This window comes from Streptococcus caledonicus (assembly GCF_042656225.1).
GTDB lineage: Bacteria > Bacillota > Bacilli > Lactobacillales > Streptococcaceae > Streptococcus > Streptococcus caledonicus.
On sequence record NZ_JBHSOJ010000026.1, the window covers coordinates 58019 to 70613 of the forward strand.

Sequence of the window (12595 nt, forward strand, 5' to 3'; positions counted from 1 at the left end):
GACAGCCTCTCCTTTAGTCTTTTTACCAAGAATTAAATCAATCTCCCAGTGCCCAAATTCAGATCGGTTATTAATCACTTCTGGACGCTCCTCAATGGATTTTCCAAGGGTCTTCTTATTGACCTTGAATTTAGAGTTAGACCGCTTTCTAATACTCACCATCTTTGGCAAATCGATTGGCTTGATAGATATAAGACCAGCTCCAATATAGCGATAGTTTGTTTTCGTTGAAGGAATGATTTCTGTGAAGCGTGGTGAACACTGGTCTAACTTCAGGTAGACACTATTTTTACAGTTTTCTTCGTAGACACGTTGACCACTATCAGCGAAATAGACTTGATAATAAGTTCGTTTACCATTCTTATCTTGAACCTGAGCGACGCTGCCCCGCTTGATTTCACGACTAATCGTCGAGCGATGACAACCTAGAAGGCGAGCAATCTCAGCGGTTTTCTTCCCCATCTTGAGATAGGCAATAATTTCACCTCGCTCAGGGGCTTAGAAATGAGAACAACGCGACTTTTTGGTAAAATAATTAGTGGACATGTTCATCTGCTTTCTATACTGAGTTGGGGGAATTCTAGTATATCAGACGAACATGTCTTTTCTGTTACACTTCATTTCACAACGCGGGAGATTTTTTATTTTGAAATTTTTTATAGGATTTTGGCTTTTTTCAATTACAGAGATACAAAAACATACTAAACTTTTGGTAACTTTAGTTTCTACCTCTCGTTAAAAAACTATTTTTCTGTTTAGTCATTTGTCGGCGTGTTCGGAAAAAAGTTTGCATAATGGCAGCACACTCTTTTTCTAGGATACCAGTCTCTACAGTAACACGATGATTAAGACGTTCATCCGTCAAAATATCATACAATGATCCTGCTCCTCCAAATTTTGCATTTTTTGCACCGTAGATAACATTTGGAATCCGTGCTAGTCCGATTGCTCCGCTGCACATGACACAAGGTTCAATCGTCACAAACAATGTGCAATCAAGAAGTCTCCAATTCCCTACTTTTTGATTTGCTTCAGTGATAGCCATTATTTCGGCATGCATAATAGCTTGGTTGCGTTCTTCTCGTGCATTATGACCTCTACTAATAATTTGTCCATCTTTAACAATGACACAGCCTATTGGAATTTCTTCTTTCTCGAGCGACTTTTGAGCTTCTTTTATGGCTTCCTGCATAAAAGAAGATTTTTCTTCTTCAGTAAACACTAACATTCTCCAATTTCCCAAGATTGGTGTGGACTCGCTAACTCAACTGGGATATTTCCCGCATATTTTTGGGTTTCATTTCTCAGATATTCTAGGTGATTTTCTGTTGGCATTCCTTTTGGGGGTAATGGTGGCATATGAGTCAAGACTAATTTTTTGACTCCTGTTTTTTGTGCCAATAGCCCTGCTTCTTTGCTTGTCAAGTGAGCGATATGGTTTTCATTACCTTCATAAAGATAAACATCTGCCAATAGTAAATCTGCGCCTGCGGCAAATGTTTCCAAATCTTCAAAATAACCCGTATCTGCCGTAAAGACAAAAACCTGTCCTGTTGCTTCCTCAACAATACGAAAAGCATAACAAACCACTGGGTGTACTGTCTTAATAAATGTAATTGAAAACGGACCTATTGTCTCAGTTCCTGACGTATTGTAAGAAAACCCCTGCGAAACACCTGGTAAGGTTAATTTTTCAAATTCTGATACGTCTTCGTCATGAGCATAAATTGGTAACACCTTTGGCTCCCAAAGATGTTTCGGATATAGTTGGAAATAATGGCGTAAAACACCCAAGTCTGCTACATGGTCAGGGTGATAATGACTAATAATAACGGCATCTAAGTCCAAGGGGCTGATTTCTTTTTCAAGTTCATTGACCGCACGGCTACCACAGTCTATAAGAAATTGAAAGCCATCATGTCCAGTCAATAAGTACGCAGTTGTACCTTCATCCTTATAAGGATAAGCTCCCCAGCATCCTAAGGTTGTTAATTTCATTTTATGTCCTTCCTTAATCTCCTATTCATAGTGTAGTTGTGGCCACTTCTCATGCCAGTTCTTTTTCATTAGACGCTTACGATAAACGTCCATTCGCTCCTCGTCTGCTAAAAAATATGGCGTTGGTGAGACACGGAAGTTAATAATATCATCCAAACCATAAGGAGCATATAACTCTAGCTTATCCTTTTTTAGTCGCACCGCAATTGCAGTACATTTTTCTGGGTATTTATTGATGGCATCACAGGCTGATTGATAGGGAACCGTATTGGGGTTGTGCTGGTGCATATCAACCTGATTTTTGACTTCCCAGTGATAATTGGGATAATTGTTACTCAGAAATTCCTGAATTGCTAAAGTTTCTTCATAGGTTTTCTCGGGATCAAAATACACCACATCCATATCCGTCTGGTGATCAAAGGCTGGAAGATTAGTGAGCTTATTCCAAATAAAATTCCGAACTGCACCTGCTGCCAACCAAGAATCTAGTAAATTCAGCTCTGCCATTGCCCTTAAAATAATCATCATATCATCATCAGCTTGCAGTAATGCCAATACATCATTCTCTGTCATACCACTATTATAGCCAAAAAGGGCTGGAAAACCAACCCTTTAACCTAGGTAATCTAAAACCTCAGCCACTTCAACACAACCACTATCACGAAGAAGATTTTCCAATATTCCTTTATGTGATAATCCAATCAATAAAATCGCCCTATCATTTTCCTCTAACTCTTCAAGAATATTTTTGAAAATGCTAAGGTTTCTCTGGTACCACCAAAGTAACCAACCAATACCAATATCATCAGATGTTGAAACTCTAGCTATATTGGTGTAATACGAAACGATTTGTTGTGTGATTTCTGTACTATTCAATTCTGCTAATAGTTGGCGAATAGGCTTGGAAAAATCTTTTTGAGGAATCTCTAAGTTCTCGATTTCGGATTTTAAATCAGGCAAACTATCCAATGCTTCTGCAACCTGTCCAAAACTATAAAGTCCCACTCCTTCTTCAAACCAGTCTACTGCTTTAGGTGTTAACTGAAAACGTTTAGCTAAGGGAAAAGCTAGTTGAATAATCTCATCACTAGATACAATATTGCGATTGAGATGATTTTGAAAATAGGAGTCTAATTTATCTTGTTTTGAGTGCTCCCATTCCACCATAATCTTAGTAGGGCAAAACTCAGAAAGTCTATCAATAACTTCAATCATCTCTTTTTCACGGTATAAAAATTGATCCGGGTTGTCGACATTATGAAGATCATTTTGACTTTTCATATGAAAAGTTCCTAGAATCATAATCTTTTTCATCGTTTCTCCTTAGCAGAAGAGGTCAAGATACCATCTCTACCTCAAATGTATTTTATAAACTGTTTACAGTAGCCACAACATTTTCGATTGTAAAGCCATAACGTTCGATGACTTCTGTTGCTGGAGCTGAAGCGCCAAAAGTATCAATACCGATAACTTTACCGTCCAGACCAACATATTTATACCAGCTTTGTGTCGCTGCCATTTCAAGTGCGACACGACGACGGATAGCATTTGGTAATACTTCTTCTTTGTAAGCTGCGTCTTGTGCATCAAAGAGTTCCATAGATGGGACAGAGACAACACGGACTTTTGTACCTTGTTTTTCAAGTTCTTTAGCTGCTTTGACTGCTAGGTTAACCTCTGACCCAGAAGCCAATAGAATAGTGTCGAAATCTTCACCAGTCTGGTAAGTAACATAGGCACCTTTAGTAACTTTTGCAAAGTCTGATCCAGCTTCCACTTTAAGATTTTGACGAGTTAAAACCAGTGCTGTTGGAGTTGTCTCGCTTGTCAAAGCATAATGCCATGCAGCCTGTGTTTCACGAGCATCAGCAGGACGAATAACCGTCAAGTTTGGCATAGCACGAAGACCTGCAAGGTGTTCAATTGGCTCATGTGTTGGGCCATCTTCACCAACCGCAATCGAATCATGCGTAAAGACATAAGTAACCGGTAGTCCTTGGAGTGCTGATAAACGAATAGCTGCTTTAACATAGTCTGAGAAGACGAAGAAAGTACCACCATAAACACGGAGACCACCATGAAGCGCCATGCCATTTAGAACAGTCCCCATAGCAAATTCACGAACACCAAACTGAATATTACGGTTAAGCGGATGTTCTGCATCTTGAAGACCATCTTCCTTGATGTAAGTCATGTTGGAGTGAGCCAAGTCCGCAGACCCCCCAAGGAACGTTGGAAGAATTTTTGCTGCCGCATTGATAGCATCTTGAGAAGAGTTACGAGTTGCTTGCGAGAAACCATCTTCATAAACTGGAAAGTCTTTTTCAGTTACAGTTACTGGTGCTTTGCCAGCTACAATAGCATCAATCTCATCTGCAACTTCTGGATATGCAACTTTATATTCATCAACTAGCTTGTTCCAAGCTTCATAAAGTTCTTGCCCACGGTCTGCAACATTTTCTTTGAAATCTGTATATACGTCTTTAGGAATTTCAAATGGTGCGTAAGGCCATCCAAGATTTTCACGTGTTGCAGTAGTTTCTTCTGCACCAAGTGGCGCACCATGAACAGCATTTGTACCGCCTTTAGTTGGAGCGCCGTGACCAATTACAGTTTTCACTTCAATCAAACTTGGTTTACCAGAAGTTTTAGCTTCTTCAATAGCTGCACTAATAGCTTCAAGGTCTGTTCCATCTTCAACAAGACTAGTATGCCAACCGTAAGCATCGTAACGAGCACGGATATTTTCTGAAAAAGCATCACTTGTTTCACCGTCCAAACAGATATCATTTGAATCATAGAGAACAATCAATTTATCAAGGTTTTGTTTTGCAGCATAAGATGCTGATTCCCCTGAGACACCCTCCATAAAATCACCATCACCTGCAATAACATAGGTATAGTGATCAAAAATTGGAAAACCATCTTTATTGTACTTAGCTGCCAAAAAACGCTCTGCTTGTGCAAAGCCAACAGCAGTTGAAATTCCTTGACCTAATGGACCTGAAGTCGCATCAACACCTAAGGTATGTCCAAATTCTGGATGCCCTGGAGTTTTTGATCCCCATTGACGGAATTGTTTAATCTCATCAAGTGTGACATCTTCATAACCAATAAGGTGCAATAAAGCATAAAGCAACATTGATCCATGACCTGCTGATAAAACAAACCGGTCACGGTTAATCCAATTTGGAGCTTTTGGAGTCACTCGCATGTGTTTGGTGTACAAGCTATAAGCCATTGGAGCTGCACCCATTACCACTCCTGGATGACCCGATTTTGATTTTTCAATGGCGTCAATACCAAGAAATCTTATTGCATTGACTGATAGATTTGACATAAATACCTCCTAGAGAGTCGAAAGAATTTGTTTACGTTTTCATTATACCATGAAATTATTCCTATTTCCAACAAATGTTAATATCTACACTTCTTGAAAACATCCAAGTATCACACATTAAAATGTTCAAAACTGTTCTGATGAAACAATACAAAAAAGCTAGAATATCTAGCTCCTCTAATCTATAAAGATTTACGATAAGTTTCCATTTCTGATTTGTTCCCCCAAACATAATGTCCAGGTTTGATTTCTACCATCTCTGGTCTATCGACAGAATAATCGTGCATTTCTGGATCGTAAGTAATCAACTCTTTTCCACGTTCCAAAATAGGGTCTGGAATAGGAACTGCCGACAGGAGTGATTTTGTATAAGGGTGAACTGGATTCATAAACAACTCCTCAGTTTCAGCCACTTCAACGATAACTCCCTTATGAATAACAGCAATACGGTCAGAAATAAAACGAACCACCGATAGGTCATGAGCAATAAAGAGGTAAGTTAAACCTAATTCACGCTGGAATTGTTTCAGAAGATTCAAAACTTGCGCGCGCACCGATACATCAAGTGCAGAGATTGGTTCATCCGCAATAACAAACTCAGGTTGCATAATCAAAGCACGTGCAATACCAATACGTTGACGTTGTCCACCCGAGAATTCATGTGGATAACGTGTTAAGTGTTCAGGCAAAAGTCCAACATGAGTAATCATGTCACGAACCTTCTGTTGACGTTCTTCTTCATTTGCAAAAAGATTAAAATTATAAAGACCTTCCGAAATGATGTAATCTACCGTCGCACGTTCATTCAAACTTGCTGCTGGATCTTGAAAAATCATCTGAATACGCTTAATCACTTCTTTTTTATCAGAACGAGAAAGTTTTCCGTTGATTTTTTTACCATTAAAGATAATATCTCCGCTACTTGTATCGTTTAGACCAATAATAGCACGTCCGATTGTGGTTTTACCTGAACCTGATTCACCGACAAGAGAGAATGTCTCCCCCTTATTGATGAAGAAGTTGGCATTTTTAACAGCTACAAATTTCTTTTTCCCTTCACCGAAGGAAATTTCTAAATCTTTAATTTCAACTAATTTTTCAGTCATTTCCTTCTCCTATTTCAACATTTTACGAGAAATTTTCTCATGAAGATTTCGGATAACTTCCGGTTTTTCAACTTTTGGTGCTTCTGGATGGAGCAACCATGTTTTGGCCCAGTGGTGATCCGAAACTTTGAATTTAGGTGCAGGTTCTTCAAAGTCAATCTGCATTGCATATTCAGAACGAAGAGCAAAGGCATCTCCTTTTATAGGCGCATAGAGTGACGGAGGGGTTCCTGGGATAGAAAACAACTCCCCAGACTCTGTTGCCAACTGAGGTAGCGAGGACAAAAGGCTCCAAGTATAAGGATGACGTGGGTCATAAAAAATATCCTCAACTGTACCAAACTCGACAATTTCACCAGCATACATTACGGCAACCTTGTCGGCGATAGAGGCAACGACACCGAGGTCATGCGTAATAAAGATAGTTGTGAAATTATATTCTTTTTGAAGAGACTTCAAAAGATCAATAATTTGGGCCTGAATCGTCACATCAAGAGCGGTTGTAGGTTCATCACAAATAAGAACATCTGGACGACAGGCAAGAGCAATCGCAATAACGATACGTTGACGCATACCTCCCGAATATTGGAACGGATAATCATCGAAACGTTTCTGCGCATTGGGGATACCAACTTTATTCATGTAGTCGATAGACAGTTCACGTGCTTCTTCTTTCGAAACACCTTGATGCTTGACAATAACTTCTGAAATTTGAGCACCAATTGTTTTAATCGGATTAAGACTAGTCATCGGATCTTGGAAAATCGTCGCAATTTTTGCACCACGAATTTTTTCCCAATCAGAATGTGATTCAATGGTTGTTAAATCTTGACCACGATAGATGATTTTTCCCGAAGCAACACGACCATTTGACTCTAGCATACCTGTAAAAGTTTTTGTTAAAACAGATTTCCCCGAACCTGATTCACCAACAAGGGCGAGGACTTCACCTTCTACAAGCTCTAAAGATACACTGCGAATTGCTGTCAAAACACGGTCACGGACATCAAATTCCACGACCACATCTTCGGCTGATAAAATTACATTTTTAGTTTCTGTCATGTTATCTCCTTATCTGTGAGTACGTGGGTCACTGGCATCCGCCAAGTTTTGCCCAACAATGTAGAGTGGTAAGGATACCAATACCAAAGCTGTAAGTGGAATCCAGAATAAATAGGCGTTGTTAGTCAAGTATTTTGAATAGTTTGAAATCAAACGACCTAACGACGGTGTTGAAATTGGCAAACCAATACCAAAATAGGACAAGAAAGCCTCAGACGAAATATATCCAGGTAAACTTTGAGAAACCATAGTCATGATAATTGATACCAATTGTGGCAAAAGGTTTTTCACAGCAATTTTCATAGGAGGCGTCCCCAGGGTCTGACTGGCAAGGTTATATTCAAGATCACGATAACGCAAAATTTGAGTACGCATGGTAAACGCAGGCCCAATCCAGCCTGTCAATGTGAAGGCTAAAATAAGATTCCAGAAGCCCGCTCCCAGAGCATAGGTTAAAACAATTGTAATCAACATACTTGGGATATTTGAGATAACATTATATATCTCAAGCATAATCTTGTCAAAACTTTTAGAAACACCCCAAAAAGCACCAATCACTATCCCAATTGCCATATTGATAACTGTTGCTAAAACTGAGATTAAAAGCGAATTACGAGCTCCATACCAAACTCCATCAAAAAGTGACTGACCATTTTTATCCGTACCAAACCAGTATTGAGCGTTTGGCCAAATGTAGCGTTTTGAGAAGTCATTAATGTCACTAACATCTCGGAAATCATAGCTAGAAAACATTGGATAAATAAAACTCATCAAAAGAACCGCAATCAGGATGATCAACATTGGTAATGTTGATTTCTTCGCAAAAAACTGTCGAAATACAGATTTCCAGTAAGAATAAGCGGGTGTATTAATAACCTCGGAGGCATTATCATCACGAGCCACAAATTGGAACTTAGATTTATCAATAGTTGACATTATTTGCCTCCTTTCTTAGTTGATAACTTAATACGTGGGTCAACAAGAGCCATTAACAAATCTCCTGCAAAAAGTGAGAAGATAGATAAAGTAGTAAAGATAAAAGTCAATCCAACTACCATAGCATTATTTGAAGCACGAATAGAATCAATCAACATTTTACCCATACCAGGGACGATAAATACCGTTTCAGTTAGTGTCGCACCTGCAATTGTCAATACGATTGCCCCAGGAATGCCATGAACAACAGGAACCATGGCATTTTTAAATAAATGTGAACGATAAATTTCGCCTTCCGACAAGCCTTTGGCGCGAGCAAAACGCATCCAATCAGAATTTTGCAAATCCACCAAATAACGACGGAACCAAATAGCAAGCCCAGGAACACTCAAAAGTCCCAATACAATACTTGGCAAGAGGTACGAACGCATATCAGATGCCCCCAACAACGGGAAATTATCCGGAAGACCGAGATATCCTCCAATGAAGCGAATTACATAAATCAAAGCAATTGATGGCACCGCTAAAATAAAGGTCATCAAAGATGTAGACATAGAATCAAACCAAGTTGATTTGAAACGAGCCATAAAAAGCCCTAGAGGTAGACCTAATACGTAAGCAATAAAAATACCTGTCAAACCAATGCGAGCAGAGTTAGCAATCATTGATGGATCAGTATAACGAACTTTTGTAGCGGTATAATTATCTCCCTTACCAAAGTTTGCAATAGCTAGATCGTCTGCCTTGCTAGGATTTTGGTAAGTACGGCTATAAATATCAACAGAAGACTTTTTAGTTACTCCTGTTGGGAAAGTAACATCTTGGGTTAAAGCTTTACCTTGTCCTTGTGTGATAACCTGAAGAACAGGAATACCACTAAAGGTTGGATAAGAATTACCAAGGTTAAAAGTGATAAAGTTTTGATGAATATATGGGAACTGATTATTCACATAAAGAAGATATTTATGCTCAGTCCCAGAACCAACAACTGACCAACCAATCGCTGGATCATTTTCCACACGAATATAACGATCTAAGTCTGGGTTATCCTTATCCTTAACTTTCCATGGATGATCAATCACTACTAGATTTGAGAAAAAATTCCACAATCGCTCATAGATTGGAATTTTTCGAGTGGCGTAAGCCTGACCACTCTCCTTGAAATGATGAAGTTCCCAACCATTTCCAATAGACTTAATGTAATCTTCGTAAATTTTTTGATTAGCCTTAGTTGCTTCAGAAGTTACACTAGAATCTACAGTTTTCGCTTTATTTACTAACTCTTTTGTATTATAGTACTGGATGTAGCCCATACGTTCAAAAACCGTATTCACGTAATTATCTTTTTTATCTGGTGTTGTCGACATCTTATTGTACAATGGGTCTTGATTAAAGATAAGTCGTGTCGGAACCAGTGTATATACGACCGTATAAGTTATCACCATAACCATAAAAATAGAAAATAGCGATCGTAACGTACGAGTAAAGAGATATTTTTTCATTCGTTCCTCCAACAGTTCAAAAGAACTTCCTCAAGAAACGAGAAAGTTCTGATTGAACAACGTTTTATTTAGCTACGTGATCTGCAAGAGCTTCTTGAGCTTCTGCATTTGACTTAGTTTTTGCTTCAAGCCAAGCAGCTTTCGCTTTGTCGTATTGTTTACCTGTTACAGGTTCTTCTTGGAGTTCGATACCTTTATAGAGATCTGACCCTTTAACACCAGATACAGAGTAACGGCCTGAGAACGGTACTGCTTTAGTTACACGTGGTGTACCACCAAGTGAGATAAGTGGAATGAATACAGCTTGATCAAGCAATTTCGCTTCCGCCTTAGCTTGTGCCGTAAAACGAGCATCTAGATCGTCAACAATAGCATTTGCTGCTACAAGATCAGTAGTAAAGCTATCAAGGCCAATTGATTTCGCGATATCTTGGTTCTTACCTGGCATTACCCCAACTCTTTGAACAACTGCTCCGTTATCAACATTGAAAATATCTAGATATGAACGCGGATCAGCATAGTCTGGTCCCCAACCTGCAATCGTAAAATCATAGTCCTGTTGTGAAATATCCTCAGCATAGTAAGTTGAATTGAGGTAGGTATCATGATCAAGTTCAACGATGTTAAGTTGCACATTCTCTTTTCCAAGCGATGCCTCAATAGATTGTTTCATTGATTGTGCACGTTGCACAGCAACTGTATCTGCTTGGTCTACTGGGAAATCAAGTTGGATTGGATAAACCACCTCACTACCAAGCGCTTCTTTTGCTTTAGTAAACTCAGCCTTGGCTTTGTCAACATTATAAAAACCATCTTGCCCATCGTCCAATTTAACATCTTTCCACTCATCACTGATAGATGCTAATTCTTTTTGAACGACTTGCCCGTAAGATTCTTCACCAATAGAAACGAAAGTTGGTGCTGTCAACATACTACGAAGAGCTTTTTCTTTAGCATCTTCACCCGCACGTTGGGCATTCCACGAACCGCGGTCAAAGGCAAATGTAATTGCTTGACGGAAATCTTGGTTAAGCAGAGCTTTCTTAGCTGACTCTTGAGCAACAACATCCTTCTTAGAGTTTGTGAAGTTAGAACGGTTTGTATTGATTGATGCATAGTAAGTTGTTGTATCCTGCATACCATAAGTAATTGCCTCTGGATATTTCTTTTTAGCATCCGCATAGCTTGGATCGTTAGGATTAAGTGTCGCTACATTATAAGCTCCCTTATCAAAGTTGGTATAGAGAGAACCAACATCTTCACCATCGTAATATGTCAATTTAACTTCGTCAAGAGTAACATTATCAGCATCCCAGTATGAATCATTTTTAGTAAATGCCATTGATGATTTAGCTGTGTACTCACTTAAGAAGTACGCACCATTGACAAGGATTGATGATGGATCAGTGGAACCAAAGTCTTTTCCTTTTGACTCAAGGAATTTAGCATTGACTGGGAACAAGATTGAATAAGTTGTTTTTGAATTCCAGTACGGTTCTGGAGCATTCAATGTGTACTGCACCGTACGATCATCAAGCGCTTTAATACCAACTTCTTCAAATTTGACTTTGCCTTCTTTGTACTCATTTAAGTTTTTGATTGAATCTTGGATAATATAAAGTGAGTCTGATTCCTTATCAATTGCGTGCTTAAGACCTGTGACAAAGTCTTCCGCAACAACTGGTGCATACTCTTCGCCATCTGAGGTGTACCATGATACACCTTCACGTAAAGTGTAAGTATATGTCAAACCATCTTCCGATACCTTCCAGTCTTCTGCAAGTGACGGCACCAAGTTACCATATTTATCATTTTCCAAAAGGCCATCAACCATTTGTGTTACAACCGTTGAAGTGGCAGATTGGTTAGTCAAAGTATAGTCTAAAGATTTTGGATCTGATGTATATACATAGTTATAAACTTTTGAAGCTCCCTCAGACTTAGATGCTGAAGAGCTACCACCACAAGCTACAAGCACTGCTGCTGATGCAAGAGTTATCCCAGCAAGAGCTAATAATTTACCTTTATTTTTCATAAAAGCTACCTCTTATAAATTTCTTTTCTTAACCGACCGTTTTGTCATGTTATTAGAAACTATTATATCATAAATTTTTCTTAAATAAAGTAATTTGTCAGAAAATTTGCTATATTTTTTTAATTTTTTGTTTTCTAGATTGAATTTTCAGATATTTTCAATGTTTCACATATATATCATCTATCTTTAATAGCAACTGTCACAATATAGACAATATGTAAAGACCCCCAGTTGATATCTCGTGGATTTACCTGTACACTAGAAAAAAAACAATCAATTTCTAACAGGAATTACCACACTCAATTGGAGGTCTTATTTATCGGAATGGATGGTCACAAAGAAAGTTTTTCACTCTGCTACTATGATATGATGGCAAATCAAGTCAAACATCCTATCACTGTTGAGGCTAATGTCACTTACATCGTGAACTATATCCAAGAACTACGACGACTTTATGGAGAAAAGGCAGAGGTTCTCTGTGGTTTACCTTGTATCACCAGCTCAAGGGATTCCTTATGTTGTCAGGGCACCAACAACTATGATGATTGAAGGTCGCAGACGTGTCAAAACCGATAAAAAAGATGCAGCGACCATTGCTAAGGCTCTGGCTTTTAGA

Annotated in this window: 10 protein-coding genes and 1 pseudogene; all 11 read right to left on the minus strand. The window is 38.8% G+C overall.

The window, feature by feature from the left end; genetic code table 11:
* Window positions 1–546, minus strand: a pseudogene (locus ACFPQ3_RS09645) (IS30 family transposase); the annotation flags it as partial.
* Between the two features lie 172 nt (window positions 547–718).
* Entirely contained in the window at window positions 719–1228 is a 510-nt protein-coding gene (gene tadA / locus ACFPQ3_RS09650) for a tRNA adenosine(34) deaminase TadA (RefSeq protein WP_156807179.1), read from the minus strand.
* Window positions 1222–1998, minus strand: a complete 777-nt coding sequence (locus ACFPQ3_RS09655; protein WP_156807180.1) for an MBL fold metallo-hydrolase — start codon at window positions 1996–1998, stop codon at window positions 1222–1224. Before ACFPQ3_RS09655 ends, tadA begins: the two co-directional genes overlap by 7 nt.
* A gap of 21 nt (window positions 1999–2019) precedes the next feature.
* On the minus strand, window positions 2020–2571 hold the full coding sequence (locus ACFPQ3_RS09660) for a nucleotidyltransferase family protein (RefSeq protein ID WP_156807181.1): 552 nt from the start codon (window positions 2569–2571) through the stop codon (window positions 2020–2022).
* Between the two features lie 39 nt (window positions 2572–2610).
* Complete coding sequence (locus ACFPQ3_RS09665; RefSeq protein WP_156807182.1) at window positions 2611–3312, minus strand: DUF5694 domain-containing protein; 702 nt, start codon at window positions 3310–3312, stop codon at window positions 2611–2613.
* 52 nt (window positions 3313–3364) lie between these two features.
* On the minus strand, window positions 3365–5338 hold the full coding sequence (gene tkt / locus ACFPQ3_RS09670; protein WP_156807183.1) for a transketolase: 1974 nt from the start codon (window positions 5336–5338) through the stop codon (window positions 3365–3367).
* 182 nt (window positions 5339–5520) lie between these two features.
* Window positions 5521–6444, minus strand: coding sequence for an ATP-binding cassette domain-containing protein (locus ACFPQ3_RS09675; protein WP_156807184.1), 924 nt, complete (start codon window positions 6442–6444; stop codon window positions 5521–5523).
* A gap of 9 nt (window positions 6445–6453) precedes the next feature.
* Complete coding sequence (locus ACFPQ3_RS09680; protein WP_156807185.1) at window positions 6454–7506, minus strand: ABC transporter ATP-binding protein; 1053 nt, start codon at window positions 7504–7506, stop codon at window positions 6454–6456.
* Between the two features lie 9 nt (window positions 7507–7515).
* A complete protein-coding gene (gene oppC, locus ACFPQ3_RS09685; RefSeq protein ID WP_156807186.1) occupies window positions 7516–8442 on the minus strand; it encodes an oligopeptide ABC transporter permease OppC in 927 nt (308 codons plus the stop codon).
* Window positions 8442–9944 (minus strand): ABC transporter permease, encoded by a 1503-nt coding sequence (locus tag ACFPQ3_RS09690; RefSeq protein ID WP_156807187.1) that lies wholly within the window; start codon window positions 9942–9944, stop codon window positions 8442–8444. Before ACFPQ3_RS09690 ends, oppC begins: the two co-directional genes overlap by 1 nt.
* Before the next feature lie 64 nt (window positions 9945–10008).
* Complete coding sequence (locus tag ACFPQ3_RS09695; RefSeq protein ID WP_156807188.1) at window positions 10009–11979, minus strand: peptide ABC transporter substrate-binding protein; 1971 nt, start codon at window positions 11977–11979, stop codon at window positions 10009–10011.
* Window positions 11980–12595 lie beyond the last annotated feature (616 nt).

Bases quoted from the DNA above. Each gene is read 5' to 3' on its own strand.
- tadA (WP_156807179.1), bottom strand. From the start codon at position 1,228: ATGTTAGTGTTTACTGAAGAAGAAAAATCTTCTTTTATGCAGGAAGCC.
- ACFPQ3_RS09655 (WP_156807180.1), bottom strand. From the start codon at position 1,998: ATGAAATTAACAACCTTAGGATGCTGGGGAGCTTATCCTTATAAGGAT.
- ACFPQ3_RS09660 (WP_156807181.1), bottom strand. From the start codon at position 2,571: ATGACAGAGAATGATGTATTGGCATTACTGCAAGCTGATGATGATATG.
- ACFPQ3_RS09665 (WP_156807182.1), bottom strand. From the start codon at position 3,312: ATGAAAAAGATTATGATTCTAGGAACTTTTCATATGAAAAGTCAAAAT.
- tkt (WP_156807183.1), bottom strand. From the start codon at position 5,338: ATGTCAAATCTATCAGTCAATGCAATAAGATTTCTTGGTATTGACGCC.
- ACFPQ3_RS09675 (WP_156807184.1), bottom strand. From the start codon at position 6,444: ATGACTGAAAAATTAGTTGAAATTAAAGATTTAGAAATTTCCTTCGGT.
- ACFPQ3_RS09680 (WP_156807185.1), bottom strand. From the start codon at position 7,506: ATGACAGAAACTAAAAATGTAATTTTATCAGCCGAAGATGTGGTCGTG.
- oppC (WP_156807186.1), bottom strand. From the start codon at position 8,442: ATGTCAACTATTGATAAATCTAAGTTCCAATTTGTGGCTCGTGATGAT.
- ACFPQ3_RS09690 (WP_156807187.1), bottom strand. From the start codon at position 9,944: ATGAAAAAATATCTCTTTACTCGTACGTTACGATCGCTATTTTCTATT.
- ACFPQ3_RS09695 (WP_156807188.1), bottom strand. From the start codon at position 11,979: ATGAAAAATAAAGGTAAATTATTAGCTCTTGCTGGGATAACTCTTGCA.